This is a genomic window from Chloroflexota bacterium (genome assembly GCA_026708035.1).
GTDB lineage: Bacteria > Chloroflexota > UBA11872 > UBA11872 > UBA11872 > JAJECS01.
Genome location: JAPOVQ010000024.1, coordinates 18,855 through 37,996, shown reverse-complemented (window position 1 = coordinate 37,996; position 19,142 = coordinate 18,855). Strand labels below are relative to the sequence as shown.

18 protein-coding genes are annotated in these 19,142 nt (G+C 68.8%); 10 read left to right on the top strand and 8 right to left on the bottom strand.

Annotation, left to right across the window (positions count from 1 at the left end; all coding sequences use genetic code 11):
- Positions 1-2: 2 nt before the first annotated feature.
- From OXG33_10125 to OXG33_10115, 3 genes are read left to right on the top strand one after another with little or no spacing between them, the layout of a single operon-like run.
- Entirely contained in the window at positions 3-914 is a 912-nt protein-coding gene (locus OXG33_10125) for an ABC transporter ATP-binding protein (GenBank protein ID MCY4114278.1), read from the top strand.
- Positions 911-1,750 carry an ABC transporter permease gene (locus tag OXG33_10120; protein MCY4114277.1) on the top strand — a complete coding sequence of 280 codons (840 nt, stop codon included), beginning with the start codon at positions 911-913 and terminating at the stop codon, positions 1,748-1,750. The genes OXG33_10125 and OXG33_10120 overlap by 4 nt, the downstream gene beginning before the upstream one ends.
- 47 nt (positions 1,751-1,797) lie before the next feature.
- A complete protein-coding gene (locus tag OXG33_10115) occupies positions 1,798-3,072 on the top strand; it encodes a Gfo/Idh/MocA family oxidoreductase (GenBank protein MCY4114276.1) in 1,275 nt (424 codons plus the stop codon).
- A gap of 131 nt (positions 3,073-3,203) precedes the next feature.
- Here the strand turns inward: OXG33_10115 and OXG33_10110 are convergent, their stop codons facing one another.
- From OXG33_10110 to OXG33_10080, 7 genes are read right to left on the bottom strand one after another with little or no spacing between them, the layout of a single operon-like run.
- A complete protein-coding gene (locus OXG33_10110; GenBank protein ID MCY4114275.1) occupies positions 3,204-4,301 on the bottom strand; it encodes a glycosyltransferase family 4 protein in 1,098 nt (365 codons plus the stop codon).
- Positions 4,298-5,356, bottom strand: coding sequence for a glycosyltransferase family 1 protein (locus tag OXG33_10105; GenBank protein ID MCY4114274.1), 1,059 nt, complete (start codon positions 5,354-5,356; stop codon positions 4,298-4,300). Before OXG33_10105 ends, OXG33_10110 begins: the two co-directional genes overlap by 4 nt.
- A 15-nt stretch (positions 5,357-5,371) precedes the next feature.
- The gene (locus OXG33_10100) at positions 5,372-6,043 is read right to left on the bottom strand and encodes a glycerol-3-phosphate acyltransferase (GenBank protein MCY4114273.1); all 672 of its coding nucleotides are present in this window, start codon (positions 6,041-6,043) and stop codon (positions 5,372-5,374) included.
- A gap of 21 nt (positions 6,044-6,064) precedes the next feature.
- A complete protein-coding gene (locus tag OXG33_10095) occupies positions 6,065-7,240 on the bottom strand; it encodes a glycosyltransferase family 1 protein (protein MCY4114272.1) in 1,176 nt (391 codons plus the stop codon).
- 8 nt (positions 7,241-7,248) lie between these two features.
- Positions 7,249-8,283 carry a lysylphosphatidylglycerol synthase transmembrane domain-containing protein gene (locus OXG33_10090; protein MCY4114271.1) on the bottom strand — a complete coding sequence of 345 codons (1,035 nt, stop codon included), beginning with the start codon at positions 8,281-8,283 and terminating at the stop codon, positions 7,249-7,251.
- Positions 8,280-9,920 carry an O-antigen ligase family protein gene (locus OXG33_10085; GenBank protein ID MCY4114270.1) on the bottom strand — a complete coding sequence of 547 codons (1,641 nt, stop codon included), beginning with the start codon at positions 9,918-9,920 and terminating at the stop codon, positions 8,280-8,282. Before OXG33_10085 ends, OXG33_10090 begins: the two co-directional genes overlap by 4 nt.
- A complete protein-coding gene (locus tag OXG33_10080; GenBank protein MCY4114269.1) occupies positions 9,904-10,860 on the bottom strand; it encodes a GDP-mannose 4,6-dehydratase in 957 nt (318 codons plus the stop codon). Before OXG33_10080 ends, OXG33_10085 begins: the two co-directional genes overlap by 17 nt.
- Before the next feature lie 1,236 nt (positions 10,861-12,096).
- On the opposite strand from OXG33_10080, the gene folK reads away from it, so the two are divergent.
- The 7 genes from folK (at position 12,097) to OXG33_10045 (ending at position 18,451) form a co-directional block, all read left to right on the top strand.
- Complete coding sequence (gene folK, locus OXG33_10075; protein MCY4114268.1) at positions 12,097-12,633, top strand: 2-amino-4-hydroxy-6-hydroxymethyldihydropteridine diphosphokinase; 537 nt, start codon at positions 12,097-12,099, stop codon at positions 12,631-12,633.
- 446 nt (positions 12,634-13,079) lie between these two features.
- Positions 13,080-14,045: a DHH family phosphoesterase gene (locus tag OXG33_10070; protein ID MCY4114267.1), complete on the top strand. Its 966-nt coding sequence runs from the start codon at positions 13,080-13,082 to the stop codon at positions 14,043-14,045.
- A 132-nt stretch (positions 14,046-14,177) separates the two neighbouring features.
- Positions 14,178-14,891, top strand: a complete 714-nt coding sequence (locus OXG33_10065; protein MCY4114266.1) for a hypothetical protein — start codon at positions 14,178-14,180, stop codon at positions 14,889-14,891.
- 62 nt (positions 14,892-14,953) lie between these two features.
- Positions 14,954-16,060, top strand: coding sequence for a mandelate racemase/muconate lactonizing enzyme family protein (locus OXG33_10060; protein MCY4114265.1), 1,107 nt, complete (start codon positions 14,954-14,956; stop codon positions 16,058-16,060).
- A 96-nt stretch (positions 16,061-16,156) separates the two neighbouring features.
- Positions 16,157-16,957, top strand: coding sequence for an aldolase/citrate lyase family protein (locus tag OXG33_10055; GenBank protein MCY4114264.1), 801 nt, complete (start codon positions 16,157-16,159; stop codon positions 16,955-16,957).
- A gap of 154 nt (positions 16,958-17,111) precedes the next feature.
- The gene (locus OXG33_10050; GenBank protein ID MCY4114263.1) at positions 17,112-17,753 is read left to right on the top strand and encodes a thiamine diphosphokinase; all 642 of its coding nucleotides are present in this window, start codon (positions 17,112-17,114) and stop codon (positions 17,751-17,753) included.
- Between the two features lie 368 nt (positions 17,754-18,121).
- Complete coding sequence (locus OXG33_10045; protein ID MCY4114262.1) at positions 18,122-18,451, top strand: hypothetical protein; 330 nt, start codon at positions 18,122-18,124, stop codon at positions 18,449-18,451.
- Between the two features lie 81 nt (positions 18,452-18,532).
- Here OXG33_10045 and OXG33_10040 read toward each other — a convergent pair whose 3' ends face one another.
- Positions 18,533-18,898: a helix-turn-helix domain-containing protein gene (locus OXG33_10040; GenBank protein MCY4114261.1), complete on the bottom strand. Its 366-nt coding sequence runs from the start codon at positions 18,896-18,898 to the stop codon at positions 18,533-18,535.
- Positions 18,899-19,142 lie beyond the last annotated feature (244 nt).

Sequence of the window (19,142 nt, the reverse complement as noted above, 5' to 3'; positions counted from 1 at the left end):
GCGTGGACCAAACCGCCATCCGCGCCACCGGCTTGCGCAAGTCGTTCGGGGACACGCACGCGGTGCGCGGCATCGACCTGGACGTCCCTCGGGGCGAAGTCTTCGGCTTCCTCGGTCCCAACGGCGCGGGCAAGAGCACCGTGGTGAAGATCATTCTCGGCCTGGTGCAAGCCAGCGCGGGAGAGGTGACCGTGCTCGGTCACCCCGCCGGCAGCCTGGCCGCTCGGCGGCAAATCGGATTCCTGCCCGAGACCTTTCGCTTTCACCATTGGATGCATGCGTCCGAGTTCCTCGACTTCCACGGTCGCCTCGCCGGTCTCGACCGGGTCACCCGTGGCAAGCGGGTGACCGAGATGCTCGAGCTTGTGGGACTCGCGCATCGTCGCCGCGACCGCCTGGCGACGTTTTCCAAAGGCATGCACCAGCGCATCGGGCTGGCGCAGGCGCTGTTGGCCGAACCGCCCCTGGTCGTGCTGGACGAGCCAACCTCCGCGCTCGATCCCATCGGCCGGCGCGACGTGCGCGACATCATCCGCGACCTGCGGGCGGCGGGCATCACGGTGTTTCTCAATTCCCACTTGCTCTCGGAGGTCGAGCAGGTATGCGACCAGGTCGCCATCATCAACCGCGGTCGGATCGTGGCCGCCGGCGACCTGCGCCAATTGCTGGCGGCGCGCGAGATCGAGCTGCGCCTCGGGGAAGGCGCCGACGCGGCCCTGGACGCGGCCGGGCTCCAGCCGGTGTCGGCGAAGCCGGCTGAGGGCCGGTACGTCCTCACGGCCACCGGCGACGAGGACATCGCGCGCATCACCGCCCATCTCGCCGGCGCCGGCGTCTCCATCTACGAGGTCCAGGTTCGCTCCAACAGCCTGGAGGACCTGTTCGTGCGCCTCGCGGACGCCACCGACCAATGAATCTCTGGGTCATCGCCGAGCACACGCTCCGTGAGGCCGTGCGCCGCCGCGTGGTGCTCGCCGCCGCAGTCGTCATCGGCGGCTTTCTGGCGCTCTACGCCGTGGGCGTGTGGTTCGGCTACCGCGACATCTCGACCGATCCCGATCTCACGATGTCGATGCAGCGGGTGATCGTGGGCTTCATGCTGCAAGGCGGCATGTGGAGCCTCAATTTCGTCGCCTCACTGCTGGCCATTTTCCTCGCGGTGGGGTCCATTTCCGGTGAGATCGATCAGGGCACCATGCACGCCGTCGCGGCTCGGCCGGTGCGTCGCTCCCATCTCGTGCTGGGCAAGTTCCTGGGCAACCTGATGCTTCTCACCGTCTTCATCGGCGTCTCGACGGCAGTCATGATCGCCGTCGTCTCCATCATCACCGGGCAGTACGCCGAGCGCGCCTGGACGGCGCCCTTCGCCATGCTGTTCGCCGCCGCCATCTTGCTGGCCCTCACCATTGCGGGCAGCACCCGGTTGGGCACGCTGGCCAACGGCGTGGTCGTGTTCACGCTCTACGCGGTTGCGCTCGTCGGCGGCGTGATCGAGCAGATCGGCAATTTCCTCGACAATCCGGTGACGTTCGACATCGGCATCGCCACCAGCGTGCTGCTGCCCACGCGGGCGCTCTGGGACCTCGCCGGCGCACAGTTGGCCCAGCAATCGGCGTCCACGGGCGGCATGACGGGAGGCCCCTTCAGCTCGCTCAATCCCCCGTCCGGATGGATGCTGCTGGTAGCCGGTGTGTATCTGGTGCTTGCGCTGGCCTACGCGATTCGCACCTTCCAGCGTCGAGACATCTGAGCGCCGCTCTACAATGCCGGCCATGAAGCCGGCGACAAGGCGCCCACATGGCTGATCCCCTGCGCGTCGCGGCTGTGGGCTGCGGCGACCACATGGTCGCCCGGCTGCTGCCGTCGATTCAGGACTCTCCAGACGTCGTGCTCACGGCGGCCGTGGACACCGATCCAACCGCGACGCGAGAGGTCGCGCACGGCGGCGTGCAGGCTTTCCATGACGCCGAGTCCATGGCCGCGAGCGGCGTCGCCGACGCGGCCGTGATCGCCGTGCCTCACGACGCTTTGGCCGACACGGCGCTGACGTGCATCGACGCCGGACTTCATGTGCTCGTCGAGAAGCCCCTGGCTCGAGACCGCGCCGAGGCCGAGGGCGTCGCCGCGGCGGCGCGTGAGCGCGGCGTCGTCGCGATGCCGGGCTACTGTCTCCGCTTCCATCCCGCCCGCACGCACCTGCGCGACCTGCTGGCGCGCGGTCTAACCGGCGAGATCGTTGGCATCGTCGCATTCAAGGGCGGTCCGCCGCTCCAAGGCTGGCTGGCCGAGCCCGCGCGCGGCGGCGGACAGCTTGCCTTCGTTGGCAGCCATCTCGTCGACCAGGTGTTATGGCTGCACCGCGCCCGAGTTGTCAGCGTGAGCGCGCGCGTCGTGAATCGCCCAGATACGGGCAGCGACGAGACCTCCTCGATCCTGATGACTTTCGACGACGGCGTGACGGCCGCGCTCGTGGTCTCGCAGGCATCGCCGGCGCACGGCGACGTCATCGATCTGGTCGGTCGTGCCGGTCGCCTGCGCAGCGACGTGTTCGCCGCCACCGTCGAAGTCAACGCCGCCGCCAGTCGCACCTTCGACCGGCCCGCCACCCTGCATCACTTCGGCGACGCCTGGCAGGCCATGTTCGACGGCGAGGTTGCCGAGTTCGCCCGCGTGGTGCGGCAGCGCACCGCGCCGGTGGTCACCAGCCTGGACGCCGTCCGTACCCTTGCCGTGCTGGACGCGGCGCGCGAAGCGGCCGAGTCAGGCGGATCCGTCGCAGTCGATGACCCGTGGGACGGGCGCGGCCCACGGGCCGTTTTTCGGCGCGGGCCCGCGCGCATGCGCGTGCAGCTCACCTATCCCGCCGACAAGATTCAATCGCCGATCGTCAACGAGCTCGCGCGGCGCTTTGACCTGCGGCTCGATATCCGCCGCGCGGACATCGACGGCGGTATCGGCTGGGTCCAGCTGCTGGTCGAAGGCGAGCACGACGAGATTGACGCCGCCGTCGAGTGGACCGAGGCCCAGGGAATCCGCGTGGACCCCGTGGAAGGCGAGATCGTCGGCGGCTAGCGACTTCGATCGCAATAGCTCGAAACGACCCGAGGGCTTCACCCCAATCCGTTCGCCCTGAGCCTGTCGAAGGGGTGCCGAACGGATTGGGGTGCATGTCCGCCGTGGGTCATGTGATGCGTGGGGGCGTTCTACCGGCCGGAGCCGTCCAGCACCGCCCGATAGAACGCCGCCGTCGCCTCGGCAATGCGTTCGTGGGTGAATGCCGCCAGCACGCGCGCTCGTCCCGCCTCGGCCAGCCGCGCGCGCTCTGCGGCATCCTCGCGCAAGTCGTCCAACGCCTGCTGCAGCGCATCCAAATCTCCGGCCGGAACTACCCGTGCCGCCTCACCCACCACCGCCGGCAACTCGCCCGCGTCCGACACGATCACCGGCGTTCCACAGGCCATGGCCTCGATCGCCGCGCGCCCGAACTGCTCCGTCCAGCCGCGCCGCCCCAGGGTGGGCAGCACGAGCACGTCCAGGTCTCGATAGAACCCCGGCATTGCCGCGCTGGGTAACGCGCCGAGCAGTCGCACACGGTCATCGCCCGCCGCCCGCCCGCGAACTGCGTCCTCCAGCGGCCCCGCGCCGGCGATCAACAGCTCCACGTCGCCGTCGATCCGCCCCGCCGCCTCCAGCAGCAGCTCGATGCCTTTCGCCTCGATCAGCCGACCGGCGTATCCAATGCGAAATGCGGCGCTGCCTTCACCGCCTCCGGGCGCGAACAGCTCCGGGTCCACGCCGAATTGCGGGATGACCGCCAGCCGGCCGCGAAAACCCTTGGCCCGCAGCACGTCGGCCGCCGTCGCCGTCCCGGCGATGCCCGCGGCGCGCCCAAAGACGTATCGCTCGAACCACGCGAATGGCGGCGGATACCGCCGACGTATGTTCTGCCAGGCGAAGAAGACCACCCGTGCGCCCCGACGGCGAGCGACGCGGCAGGCATGAGCCGTCGCCGCGTTGTACGGCTCTTCGTCGATGTGCACGATTTCGGGCCGGAACTCCTCGACGGCTCCCGCGAGCCCGGGCCACCAGTGCAGGTGAAAGCGTCCGTTAAGCCGGAGACGCTGATAGCACAGACCGTATCGCTCGGGCGTCACCGGCTCGGCGCGCTGCCGCCGCCCGTTCTCGATCCAGGAATCGGGCGCCAGCGCCAGCAGCTCGACCTCCGGCTGCGCGCCCAGGGCTTCGAGCTTGGCGTGATAGGCGCCCATCACCAGCGCCTTCGACGCCATGAGGATCTTCATCCCGCCGCCTTGGCGTAAACCGCCATCGTCGCCTCGGCGGCGCGTTCCCAGGTGAACGCACGCGCCCGCGCGATGCCCGCGTCGCGCAGCGACGCCGCTCGGTTCGGATCGCTCAGCACGTTCGCCACGGCCGTCGTCCAGCCATCGGCGTCATCCGGACTCACCGACACGGCGGCGTCGCCCACGACTTCCGGAATCGACGTCGCATTGGATGCCACCACCGGAACGCCGCACGCCATGGCCTCCACCGGGTCCAGCCCGAACCCCTCGTAGCGTGACGGAAACACAAAGACGGCAGCGGCCCGGTAGAGGGCTGCCTTGTCCTCCTCGGGCACCTCCCCGATCACGTGCAGCCAGGGCACATCGCGGTGCTCTCGGAACCAGTCCACGTACACCGGGCTTGCGGGGCGGGGCGCGCGTCCCGCGACCACAAGTGCGACGCGGGTCGCCGACCATATGCCCGGCCACGCCCGGAGCAGCACGCCCAGGTTCTTGCGAGCGTCCAGCGCCCCCAAGTACAGCGCAAAGCGCGCCGGAAGGCCGAAGCGCCCTCGAACCGCCTCGTCGCGGCCGTCGGGCGTCGGGCTGAGGCTCGCGGCAATGCCGTTGTGGATCACGTGAATCCGGTCGGCCGGCACGTCCAGCACCGTGGTGAGCTCGCGCCGGGTCCAGTGCGACACCGCGATCACGTGACGGGTGCGCCGCAGGCCCGCGCGAGTCAGCAGGTTGTAGAGCCGCCGTGGTCGGCTGGCGCCGTACTCGGGCAATACGAAGGGGATGACGTCATGCGCGGTCACAATGGCGCGCGGGGCCACAACCGGCGGCGCGAGATGCGGCGCATGCAGCACGGCGCGGGTTCGGCGCGCCGACATCGGCCACGCCATCTGCTCCCACCAGACTTTCCCGAATCGCCCTCGCGCCCGCCCCCCCGGCACGCGCTCGACGATCTCGACGTCCGGGTATCCGGCCCGCAGCGCGGCGACCAGATGTTCCAGGTGCTGGCCGGTGCCCGTCAGCGGATAAAGGCGAAAGAGGCCATTGAGCTCGACGCGCACCGGAGGCTGGCGCGCCTAGCGGTTTTCGTTGATGCCGAACCGCCGGTAGACGCCCAGGGCCGTGGCGTCGTCCCCACTAAAGGCGACCTTGAGCGTCAGCAGCGCCGCGATCACGGCCCCACCGATGGCAAACGTCCACGAGCCCTGCATGAGCCCAAAGACCACCGGAATCGCCGCATGCAGCACGCGGGCCGCGGGCACGTTGCGCCGCAAAGCCAGAATCGCCGCCAGCCACACGCCAAAGAGCACCAGCAGCATGAGCGGTGCGGCTACCAGGAGCGCCCAACCCACCGTGGTGCTGCCGCGGCTCCCGCGAAACTTGGCGAAGAGTTGCCACATGTTGCCCGCGGTGAGGCCCGCCATGGCAACCATGAGGCCGACGTCGTCCCGCATCGGAACCCACCAGTCGGCGGGATACTGCCATCCCCAGGGAAACCACCCCTCGGGGAACCATCCCGCCAGAAACACGGTGAGCGCGGCCAGGATGCCGTGGCCGACGATCGTGAGCAGGCCGGGCAGCTTGCCCACGTTGAACATCGTGTTGAGCACGCCCAGGTTGCCGGAACCGATTCTTCGCAGGTCCGTCCGCTTCAGCACAGCGGACATGATCAACGCGACCGGCACGCTGCCAAGCAGGTAGGCCACAACGCCTAGGACGGCGTAGCTCAAGATGTCGGGAGGTGTCATACGCCTTGCCTCGGCCGCAGTCTACCGCTTCGCGGCGACCCCGCTGACCTGGGGCGACGGCTCCCCGCGCCGCGCCTCGGCGTACACGTCGAGCATCAGCCGCGCCGAGCGGGACCACGAGAAATCCTCGAGCCGGCGCCTCCCGCGCTCCACCAGCTCCGCGCGCCGATCGACATCCCGCGCCACGCGCACGATGCCGGCGGCAATCGACTCCGGGTCGTGCGGGTCCACCAGTTCCGCCGCGTCGCCGGCTGCCTCGAGCATCCCCGATCCGTTCGACGTGACGACCGGCGTGCCGCAGGCGAATGCCTCCAGGATGGGAAGGCCAAAGCCTTCCGCAAAGCTCGGATACACGAGCGCCGCCGCCTGGCGATAGAGCGCGCGCAGCGTGGCGTCGCCGATTTGGCCGACGAAGCGAATCCCGGGCGATCCGGCCGACTCGATGTCGGCGAACACGCGCTCGCACAGCCAGCCCTCGCGTCCCACGTGCACCACCGGCAGCGTCCGCCCCAGTTGCCGGCCGCTCAGCGCGGCGGCGCGAGCCAGTCCCCCAAGATTCTTGCGCGGATGGATCGTGCCCACGCTCAGCAGGAATTCCTCGGGTAGCCGCAGCCGTCGTCGCACCTCGGCCAGCTCCTCCGCGCCGTCGCGCTCGTGGAACTCGGAGCTCACCGCGTTCGGCACGACCCGGATTCGGTGCGGGCGCACGCCGTAGCGCGTCATCAGGTCCCGGCGCGTCGTCTCCGAGACCGCGACCACCAATCGCGCGCGGTCGATCGACCACGGCACTGCGGATTCCAGAAACCTCCGCTGCGCCGGGTGTGCGTCCTCGGGCCGGGTGGCAAACGCCAGGTCGTGCACGGTGACCACCCCGGCCGCGGCGACGCGCGGCGGCAATACGAAGTCGGGCCCGTGCATCACGTGCAGCGGACCCAGCAGCGCTTCGACGGGCAGCGGCAATCGCGCCTTGTACCAGCCCGCCAGCATGACGCGCGGACTGAGCGGCAACCGCCGCAGCTTGACCCGCTCGTGAACGCCCAGCGCGTCGGCCGCGGGCACCGGGCCGCGGTGGGCATAGACCAGGTGCAGGTCCGGACAGTCGGGCAACCGCAGCAGGGCGTTCACCAACTCGCGCGTCGCGCGGCCAATGCCTTCCCGTTGGGTGGCGGCGGACGTGTAGTCGATGCCGACCCGCACGCAGTGACCTACCGCTTCATTCGCGTCAAGGCAAACATCGCCGCGCCGGAGACCGTGACGCACCAATAGGAGATGAACCGGTCGATGATCGCCACCACTCCCGCAGGTCCGGCGCTCACGCCACCGGCCACTCGCAGCAGGCCGATGATCCCGCCATCCACCGCTCCCAGGCCGCCGGGCGTCGGAAACGCCAGCAGCAGCGACGCGGCCGCGCCGCTGAAGAAAATCGTGCCCAGGCCCAGCTCGAGCCCAACCGCCCGCGTCACCAGGGTCAGACGGCACATCTCCGCCGACCAGATAGCGAAGCTCAGCAGCCAGAGCGAGGGTCCGCTGCGCCAGGTCCAGCTATCGAAGACGCCGCTGTGGAAGCGCTCGTAGATCTCCCCCACGCGCTTCGGGAAGCGCCGGAATATCGGGCTGCCGAATAGCAGCATTGCGAACACCGCCGCGGCCAGAACGGCCAGCGCCACCACCGCCACCATGATGATCCGGCCCACGTCCTCGCCAACCTCAGTCTGCTGCAGCACGAACACCGAGCTCACCAACACGATCAGGATCAGGGTCACCACATCGAGCACCCGCTCGGTGAACACCGTCCCCAGCGTGCGCGTGAGCGATGTGCCGTAGTTGGCGCGGGCCATGTAGGCCCGGTAAACGTCTCCCATCTTGAGCGGAATGACACCGTTCACGAACCATGAGATGTAGAGGATCTGAAACAAGCCCCACATCGTGTATTTCGGGGAGGTCTCCTCATGCTTGACCGCGTTGTTCAGCAAGATTCGCCAGCGCAAGGTCCGCAGCGGAAAGTTCAAGGCATAGACCACGAACGCGGCCACGATCAACCACGGATTCGCGCGAGACAGGCGATCAAGGATTTCCTCGACCGACAGGTCGTTCAGGAACCACACCAACACCAGCAGCGCCGCGGCGATGGCGAAGCTCAGCAGCGTCCGGACGCTCAGAAAGCCACGGCGAAGGGCCGGTCGGGCGACCAGCGGCCCCTCCGGTCCGGCGCCGTCCGGCGGGATCTCCGGCTCGCTCATGACGCCGCTCCCGCGACGTGAGGCGCCTGCCGGCGACCGCAGTCCCACTCAATCGCGTAGCTCAACCCGATGAAGAGCGCGAAGACCAGACCCATGCCGTTCACGAACAAGCTGTCCACCAGGTTGTGCAACGAAAACGCGACCATACCGCCCAGCGCCCCGATCGTCGCCCACTCCCACGGCGTGCCCCGCACCCACTGCACCGCGCGAACGCAACGCCAGATCGCCCAGACGCTGAGCGCCAGAAACGCGGCCGTCGCCGGTAACCCGGCCTCAGCCGCGAAGTTCAGATAGATGTTGTGCGCATGTCCCGGCAACTGCAAGAACGGCTCGAAGTTGAACCTGGAGTACGCCTCGTCGTAGTTGCCCGCGCCCACGCCGATCAGCGGAGCGCTCATGAACATCCGCCAGCCGGCCTCCCACTGCGCCAGCCGCTCGCTGATGGCGAAGTCGTCGTCCACCACGATGCGCAAGGCGTCGCGAACTTCCGTCCGGCCTTCCACCGCCGCTCGCGCCGGATCGGGCAGCGCCCGTTCCAGGCCTCCCGTGAGCTGCCACCCGGCAAAGGCCAGGAATCCGGCGATGATCAGCGCCACCGTCGCCGCGCCCAGTACGCGGACCCGCGGCATCGCCGCCAGCAGCACTATCGCCGTGCTCCCAATCATTCCAATCCAGGCTCCTCGCGAGCGGCTGATCACCAGCGCCACCAGCACTAGCAGCCAGAGCGCGGCGATCCACGGCCGGCGTGACCGTCGGGCATAGATCGCCCCGGCCAACAGCAACGGCAAATGCAGTCCAAGGTACCCCCCGAAGGGATTGGGCTGCTCGAACGTCCCGAACGACCGGATCAGACCACCCACGTTGAACGCCGCCGGTCCGATGCCCGTTATCGCCTGGACAAGCCCCACCGCGGCCTCCGCCGCCACGGCGACGCCGACCAGCCAGGCCACCGCAATTCGGGCGTCGGCGTGGCGCAGCACATCCGCCAGCAATACCACCGCCACGGCTACCTGCAGCCACTTGATGGTCTCCTTGAGCACCGGCGCCGGATCGAGGGCCAGCACGCCCGTGATGCCGAGCCATGCGGCGAACAGCGCGATCGCCAGCGCCAGCCGGGGGATTTCGATGCGCCCGCGGCCATGGCCCCCAAGCCACACCACCAGCGCCGCCCCCAACGCGAAATCGCTCAGCCCCACCACCGACGGTCCCACGGCAATCTCACCCAGCCCGCGAAACGGGACCAGGGCAACGGCCGCGGCCGCCAGCATGGCCGTCGTGGTCCCCGCGTCCGGCAGCTTGCCGGCGATGCGCAGTCCCCCAATCAGCACCGCCCCGCCCAGCGCCACGAGCGCCATGCTCAGCAGCGCCGGCGGCGTTTGCACGATCGCCACGGCCACGAATGCGGCAACCGCCGCCGCCGCCAGCCAACGCAGCCCGCGCGCTCGATCTTGAGCTGTCCACCACGCGGCGGACGCCAGCGCCGCCCCAAGCACCGGCGGCGCAACCTGCAACACGCCGCCAAGCTCCGCCGCCGCCAACGCTCCGTAGCTGCCCGACACCACGACGGCGGCCAGCGCGAGCAACAGCTGCGGCGTCCAGGCCGAGACGAGGGCGCTTGGGCTAGTTCGGCTCAGCAAGCGCCAGATGCTCGCGGTACCAGTCAACCGTCCGACGCAGTCCGTCGGCGGGCGGCACTTCGGGTTGCCAGTCCAGGACCTTGCGCGCGCGGCCGATGTCCGGCCGTCGCCGCTGCGGATCATCCGGACGGGCCGGCACGTGGCGGATCTCGGACGACGAGTCCGCGATGTCGCGAATCCAATCCGCGTACTCCGCCACCGAGTGCTCGCTGGGGTTACCGAGGTTGAAGACCTGGCCGTCCGTGGCGGGCCGATACATCGCGCGGGAAATGCCCTCGGCCATGTCGGTCACAAAGCACAGACTCCGCGTCTGGCTCCCGTCGCCCACGACGGTCAGCGGCTCGCCGCGCAGGGCGTTGGTCACGAACTCGATCGACATGCGCCCATCCCCGACGCGCATGCGCGGCCCGTAGGTATTAAAAATCCGCACCACGCGCGCGTTCAGCCCGTGCATGCGGCGTCGCATCATCACCAGCGCCTCGGCGAAGCGCTTGCTCTCGTCGTAGGGGGAACGCAGGCCGATCGGGTTCACGTTGCCAAAGTAGGACTCGCGCTGGGGGTGCTCCAGGGGATCGCCGTAGATCTCCGAGGTCGAGGCCAGCAGCAAGCGCGCGCCGTCTCGCTGCGCCAGGTCGCAGAGGTTGCGCGAACCCAGCGCGTTCACCCACATGATCTCCTCGGGAATGCGGCCGAAGTCCGTCGGGCTGGCCGGACTCGCCAGGTGAAACACCGCGCCCACCGGCTCTGCAACGTCCAGCGGCTCGCAAACGTCGTGCTCCAGCAGGCGAAAGTCCGGGTGATCGGCCAGGTGCGCCACGTTCTCGGGACGCCCAGTCAGAAAGCTGTCCACCGCAATCACGCGGCGACCGGACGCGAGCAGACCGTCACAGAGATGCGAGCCGATGAAGCCGGCACCCCCGGCCACGAGTGCCGTGTTCACGCGGACTTGGGGTCCTCACCTAGGCGCCGCACGCAAACCACGCCGACACCATCCTGCGGGCGCCCATTCTATAAGGTCGGCGCCGAAGTCTCTCAACGACCGTCCGTCACTCGGGCGCACGACGGGGTAAGGGAACCCGTCCCATTTAGTAACACCCCTTGTGAGTAGTCGCCTCGCGCGTTTTGGGCAGCCACCAGGGCTGCCCCTACACCGACCCACCTCTTGTAGGGGCGTCCCTTGTGGGCGCCCGCCCCGCCGCCGCGCACGCGCCACCATCGAAGTCCCGTAGGGGCGTCCCTTGTTGGCGCACGGATTTCGAGCCATCAGGACCGGCACAGCGCACCCACCAGGGCTGCCCCCTACCATGGATAGGCATACATGCCCCCAAGGATTTTGATTTGCCTCGGCTGACCCTCCCGATCAGATGCGCCGTCGTCGCCCGCTCCGACTAGAGGGCTACGACTACTCCCAGACTGGCGTCTACTTCGTGACCGTTGCTTTGCAGGGCCGGTCGTATCTCTTCGGCGACGTGATCGGTCAGCACATGCACCTCAACGCAGCCGGGGAGATGGCCTGTCGGGTCTGGCAAGCATTGCCTGAGCGGTTTCCAAACATTTGTCTCGACGCCTTTGTCGTCATGCCCAACCACATGCACGGAATCATCGGAATTGACGTCCCTGTAGGGGCGCCCCTTGTGGGCGCCCAGACTCCAATCCCTCAGCACCAGGACCGGGCAGCCACAAGGGCTGCCCCTACACGCCGGCGTGTCGCGCAAGGCGATGTCGTCGGCGCGGATGTAGGGGCGCCCCTTGTGGGCGCCCAGACTCCAATCCCTCAGCACCAGGACCGGGCAGCCACAAGGGCTGCCCCTACACGCCGGCGTGTCGCGCAAGGCGATGTCGTCGGCGCGGATGTAGGGGCGCCCCTTGTGGGCGCCCGGCCTCCATTCCATCAGGACCAGGACCGGGCAGCCACAAGGGCTGCCCCTACGCGTGGGGGTGTTGCGTTGGGCGATGTCGTCGGCGCCTACAAATCACTCGTAACTGTGGAATACATCCGCGGCGTCAAGGAACTCGGCTGGCCGCCATTCGACCGGCGATTGTGGCAGCGGAGGTACTACGAACACATAGTTCGGAGCGAGGATTCACTCAGTCACGTCCGGAAGTACGTCCGCGACAACCCCGCTCGGTGGGCATTTGACCGCGAGAATCCGCTGGCTGAACGGCCAGAGGACCCATGACCCCACATCCACCTAACACCCCCCTCCCCGCCCTCCTGGTCCTGGGCTCGAACATGGGCGACCGGCTGGGGTTCTTGCGCGTCGCGGTGGCGGGGCTGGGGATGGTTGGACGCATCGACGCGGTGTCGCCGATCTACGAGTCGCCGCCGTCCGGGCACGTGCACCAGGGGCCGTTTCTGAACCTGGCGCTGCGTCTCACCACCGGGCTGGGGCCGGTGCGGCTCTTGATGTGGGGCAAGGGCCTCGAATTCGCAGCCGGTCGCCGGCCGGGCATTCCCTACGGCCCGCGTCCGCTGGACGTGGACATCGTGAGCCTGGGCGGACTGGAGATCGTGAATCGGCGGGTGTCCATTCCGCACCCCCGGGTCGCCGAGCGGCCCTTCATGACGGCCCCTCTGGCCGACATTGCCCCGAGTGAGACGTTGGCAGGCCACGACGCGACGCTGGCCGAGCTCGACCGCCGGCTGGGCCGCGAGGACCTCGCGCCGGTGGCGGGACCGGACGCCGTCTGGACCGGACCCCCCTCACCCTGACCCTCTCCCTCGAGGGAGAGGGAACAGGACCGGCTTAACAATTCCCGGTGGAGGGATTTCGCAAAGGTAACCGACGCGGGAGACCAATCGGCGCCTGCCCGGATTCCCGGCGTCGGCCGGGTCTGAGACCCGCCCCCGTATCGAGTACGGGGCAGCCCCTACCCCGAATGCCCGGCGCGCGCTGGGATTGATCGGACTGGATTCCGGCTTCCGCCGGAATGACGGAAGTGTTAGGCAGAGGTTTGCAACGCGGCAGACGAGCCGGGGCCGTCCGGATGGCGGGGATGGGCGATCACGCGAGCGAATCGCCCCGCCACGCTGAGCCGCCCCATAGACATCACCATCCGAGCGCAGACTCGGCCTGTGAAATAATCCGCCGCCCCAGCGCCCCTTGAAAGCCGCCTCGCATTCTCACGGAACCGGACCTCCCGGCCGCGCGGCGCCGCGTGATCGATGCCATTCATCGCGCGCGGCGTCCTTTGGTGCTGTCGCACCGGGATTCTGACGCCGACAGCCTGGGCTCCGCGCTGGCGCTCGGGGGCGCCTTTGCGCAGCTTGGCGCAGAGGCGGTGCTGGCCGTCCACCAGCCGGACCGCATCACCCCGCCCTTGAACGAGCTGCCGGGCGCCGATGGCGTCGTTGCGCTCACCGCCGCGCTTGGCGCCGCGGACCGCGACATGGTCTTTGTCGTCGATACCGCCAGCCCCGCGCTCCTGGGCGGCGAGCCGAGCGCGCGTGACGCGCTCCTGAGCGACCGGCCCGTCGTCAACATCGACCACCACGACTCCAACCAGCACTACGGCGCCGTCAACTACGTGGAAACCGCCGCCGCGGCCACGGCCGAGGTCTTGTGGGGACTGCTGACGGAGGCCCGCATCCCGCTGACGGCGGATATGGCAATCAATCTGCAAGCGGGCCTGGTCGGCGACACGCTCGGATTCCAGATCGCCGACACCTCGCCCCGGACGCTACGGGCGGCGGCCGGCCTGCTGGAAGCCGGCGGCGCGACCCACGGCCTTCCGCGTCGGGTCCTCAACGCGCGCACCATCGCCGCCACGCGACTCTACGGCGCCGCCCTGGCGGCGGTGCAGGCCACGGCCGACGGTCGCATCGTGTGGACTTGCGTCACCCAGGCCATGGCGGCCTCGGTGGAGGCCAGCGTCCACTATTCACACGGTCTTCCCAATGCCCTGCAGGAGATCGTGGGCGCGGAGATCGCGGCGGTGTTCTACGAACTCGGCCCCGAACGGACCCGCGCCAGCCTGCGTTCCACCGGTCGCCCGATCCGGGAAGTCGCCGAAGAGTACGGCGGCGGCGGCCACCAGCTCGCGGCCGGCCTCACGATTCAGCAGCCGATCCAGGTCGCTCAGCAGCTCGTGATTGGCCGTCTCCAGGCCCTGCTCGGCGCCTGAACGCCTGCATCTGAGCACCGGTGGCGATTGCTAGACTCAGCGGGCGCGCGGTAAAGCGACCCGCGCCATTCCCTGTCCCGTAATCCGTCCACCCGACTCAGTGGGCGGGGGCACGGCCTAGAGGCGAGGTCGATGCGCAAACGGCTCTCCCGGCTGGCGCCGATCATCATCTTGGGCGTGACGGCATGGCTGCTCGCCGCCTGCGGTGACTCCGAGGTCGTCGCCGAGCCGGCCCCGGAGACTCCGACGCCGACCGTTGCCGAGGTCACGGTCGCCTCGACCGCGCCCCCCACACCCGCTCCAACACCCGAGCTCCGGCAAACGCCGAACCCCCAAACGCCAACCGCGTCGCCGCAGAATCGCACCGCCACGCCGCTGCCCACGGTGACCGTCACGCCAACGGCCGCGCCGCCGACCACCCCGTCGCCGGTCGCCACCCCGGCGCCCACCACTCCGACTCCGTCCGCCAACAGAACTCCGACCGCCATCGTCCCCCCGCCCAATGCCCGCGCCGCCGTGGGTCGCGTGGACACGGCCGAGGGGGTGGACGGCCTCCAGCGGCCCGTGGGTGAGACCAGCACCTTCGAGCCCAACCAGCGCGTCTACATCGCGGTCGAGTTCCTCAACGTCAGGGCCGGCGCCGAGCTCGGCTTCTCCTGGCAGGCCGACGAAGGTTGCCGCGGGAGCTACAGCCTGCCGGCGGGCTCGGCCATGCGGCGCGGCTTCTTTGGGTTCTACATCGACGAGACCGAGTGCCTCGGCCGCTACGTCGTGCAAATCCTGGTGGACGGTGTGGCCCACGCCGGAATCACCTTCTCCATCGGAGCCGCCCAGCCCAGCGGTTGACCCCCGACGCCGCCGATGGTTTGCTGCATACATCCCCGCTCCACGACTGCCCGAGGTGCCCCGTGAAGGTGACGCGCGTTTCCGCCGAGGTCTACGCCAAGCCGCATGATCCGCCGATAACCAACGGCAAATACACCTACACCCACTCCAAGAACGTCGTCGTCCGCATCCAGACCGACGAGGGCATCGAGGGCGTGGGCATCTGCGGCGGCTTGGGACTTCCCTCTGGACGCGACGTGCTGGTCACCGTGATCGAGAACATGTCCGAGGCCGTGATCGGCGAGGACCCGTTCAACGTCGAGCGCATCTGGGACCGGCTCTACCAACCCAAGATCTTCGGCCGCAAGGGCCTCACCACGCGCGCGCTCTCGGCCATCGACATCGCCCTGTGGGACGTCGTGGCCCGCGCCGTGGGGCAGCCGCTCTACCGGCTCCTGGGCGGCTACACCGACGAAGTGCGCGCCTACATCGCGGGCGGCTACTACGAGGCGGGCAAAGGCATTCCCGAGCTGCAGGACGAGATGCTCGGCTATGTCGAGCAGGGCGCCACCGCCGTCAAGATGAAGATCGGCGCGGTGTCGCTGCGCGAGGACGAGCGCCGCGTGGCCGCCGTGCGCGACGCCATCGGCGACGAGGTGGACCTGCTCGTGGACGCCAACAACGCCTATGTCACGGCCGACGCCGTGCGCATGGCCCGCATCCTCGAAAGCTACGACGCCTTCTGGTTCGAGGAGCCGGTCTCGCCCGACAACATGGCCGGCAGCGCCGCCGTCGCCAACTCGTCGAGCGTGCCCGTCGCCGCCGGTGAGAACGAGTACACCCGCTGGGGATTTCGCGAGCTGTTCGAGTCCGACGCCGTGCGCATCGCCAATCCCGACGCCATGGTGCTGGGCGGCATCACCGAGTACCGCCGCGTCGCCGCCCTGGCCTCGGCCTACGAAATCCCCATCGCCCCGCACGGCCTGCAGGAGATTCACATCCACCTGCTGGCGGCGTTCCCGTTCCCGCTGATCCTCGAGTACTACAACCCCAACGTCGCGGGACTCAACGAGGTCATGTTCCACGAGAAGCTGGAGCTCACCGACCGCGGCACGGTCATGCTGCCGCAGGGGCCCGGCCTCGGCGTCGAGTTCAACTGGGACGCCCTGCGGCAATACCGCGAGGAGTAGCGCCGGACTCGCTCGCGTGCGTGCCCGTCGCCCGCGCGTTCGACCACGCGCGAGCGGTGTGGAACTATCGCCGGGTTCGATCCCGCCCCGAGTGCGATGCGACCAAACAAACTGCGTGAATTGCTCAATACCGGCCAGCCATCGGTCGGCACCCACATTCTGGTCTCATGGCCAGGCGTCGTGGAGCTTGTCGGCCAGACCGGCGTCATCGACTACGTGGAGTTCGTCGGCGAATACGCGCCCTACGACCTCTACGCGCTGGAGAACATCGGGCGTGCGATCGAGCTATTCGACCACCTCAGCGGCATGATGAAAGTGGAGCAGGAGCCGCGTACCCACCTCGCGATTCGCTCCATCGGCTCGGGAATCCAGAACATCCTGTTCGCCGACGTGCACTCGGCCGAAGAGGCGGCGGAGTGCGTGGCGGCGGTGCGCGCCGAGACCCCGTCCACCGGCGGACACCACGGCGCCGGGTCCCGCCGCGACGTCGGCTACGGCTGGGAGAACGCCGGCGGAGGACAGGCCTTCGTCCAAGCACTCGAAGACTCCGTGGTGGCGCTGATGATCGAGAAAGACGGCGCCGTTAGGGACATCGAGAACATCCTCGCCCTCAAGGGCGTCGACATGATCCAGTTCGGCCCCGCCGACTACGCCATGAGCATCGATCTTCCCGGCGAATACTGGCATCCGCGCTGCAAGGCGGCGGAGGAGCACATCATCAAGACCGCGCTCGCCATGGGTAAGCATCCCCGGGCCGAAATCAGCTCGCCCGACCAGGCCAAGTACTACCTGGACCAGGGCGTGCGCCACTTCTCGATCGGCACCGACGTCCAGATTTTGCGCGACTGGTGGGCGCAGAACGCGGAGGGCGTTCGGGACGCCATCGCCGGGCACTAGGCATTGGGTGGCTTCCCCCTTCCAGGGGGAAGGTTAGGATGGGGTCAGCGGCTGCCGTCCTAGGTGGGAAGGTTCGGCCACCGCCCACAAGACGTCGCGGTCGCAGGAAACCCGCAGTGACTCCTAGAGCTTCGCCAAGACTTCGACGCACCCCATGCACGCCGTCGTAGCGCTCGGCGGTGACGCCGACCCAAGCCACGTCCGGCAGGTGCTCGCGCGCGCGCAGCTCGTCATCGCCGCCGACGGCGGCGCCGCGCACATCGAGGCCGCCGGGGGCGTCTGCGACATGATCGTCGGGGACCAGGACTCGGTTCCGGCCGCGACCCTCGACCGGGCGCGCGCCGCCGGCGCGGACATCCGCAACTTCCCCACCGCCAAGGACGCCACGGACGGTGAGCTGGCGCTGCGCGAAGCGGCGAGCCGGGGCGCGTCGTCCATCACCATCATCGGCGCTCTCGGCGGGCCGAGGGTGGATCACCTGCTGGCCAATGTCGCGCTGCTGGCGCACCCGAGTCTGCGGGGCGCGGACACCGTGATCGAGGACACGGGATATCGGATATGGCTCGTCAGCCGATCGTCATCCTGGGGCGGCGCGGCCGGCGATTGCGTCACCCTGCTTGCGGTTGGCGGTGACGCGCACGGCGTGACCACGCAGGGTCTTCGGTATGTCCTCCGGGACGGCACGCTCGCGCACGGCTCCAGCCTCGGCGTCAGCAATGAGATGGCCGGCCCGCACGCGGAAGTCTCCGTCGCCCACGGTACCGTGCTCGTGATCCACGAACGGCAATCGGGATAGGGGCCGCGAACTTCCGGCCGAGTAGGGGCGGCAGGCGGAGGTTCGGGTAAGGGCAGTTCGCGAACCGCCCGATTTTTTGGTTCTGATCGCCCGTCCTGTCCCTCCGAACGCCGCGAGGAAGCCAAGGACGCGGCGCCTGCTCCCGGCGCCTTGGAATTCTCGCTCCGCTCGAAATGACATGGGGGAGGGCTCGAAATGACATGGGGGAGCGCTTGAATTGACAGCGGGGAGGGCCTGAAATGACTCCGGGGAGGGCTCAAAATTAAAGCGGTTTCGCCGTGGGAAAAAAGTCCACGTCCGCAAAGTGCGGTGTAGAATCTCACGCTGGGGGGCAATGGCGCCCGCCCATGTGAATCTGGAGGCCGCAGATGGGATCCAGGAAACAGGTCCTCGTCGGGACCGCAGTGCTCACCGCCGCCGCCGTCGGGACGCTGCTCGGCATATGGCTATGGCTGCTCGTGTCGCCCATCCCGCCATCTGCCGAGACCGTGTCGATTCCCTACGGCACCGCGACGATCCAGCAATCGGGCGTCACCGCGAGCGGCTTCGCCGAAGGGGTGGCAGCCATGCTGGTGGGCGTGATCTACGTCAGCGCCGTCGTCGCCATTCTGTGGTTCCTGCTCGCGCTGGCCTGGCGGGCCTTCGTGCACCTCGGGCATCGGAACCGGGAATACGAACGGCGGCATACGGGCGTCTGACGCGGGTCTAGGCTCGGTGGTCCGCGCTGGGTGGGACAGTTCCGGCGGACCGGTAACCGCCGGCACGGGAATCGTGCGGCCTCAGGTTTCCGACGTGAGCCCCGCCACCATGGTTTCGACTAGCTCGGGTTTCTCCGGCGGCAGGTCCTCGTCGTACATGCCGAATCCCTCCCGGTAGCTCGTCGTCGTCCGCGCCAGCCAGGCCAGCCGGGCGCGCCAATGGCCGCCGCCGCCCCCGCGCTTGAGCAACTGCAACACCTCCTGCCGGGCCTCGGCGCGCGCCCGCCGGAAGGCCCAGGCGAACTCCTCGTCGGTGCGCGACCAATTCCGCAGCGTCTCCCTCGAGACACCCACCAGCGCCGCGCAGTCCTGCAGCGTCAAGCCGTCGGCAGCCGCCTCCAACACGCGGCGGCGCACTTTCGGGGTGAGCTTTGTGGGTCGTGCCATTACGCTACCAGTGTAAGCAAATTGTTTCCATTATCCCAAGACTGATTTCGAGGTGTTGGCCGGTACGCCAGGCATCTGGCGCTGCATTCGGCTCGACCGGACTGGATTCCGGCTTCCGCCGGAATGACGGAGGGGTTTGCTGAAGACTGCCCGGTGGCCCAGGCTGCGGGCAGCCTGGGAGATTCACCCGTAGCTGGCCCACGCTGCACGCAGCGCGGGCCACCGGATGCGGACCACCGGATCC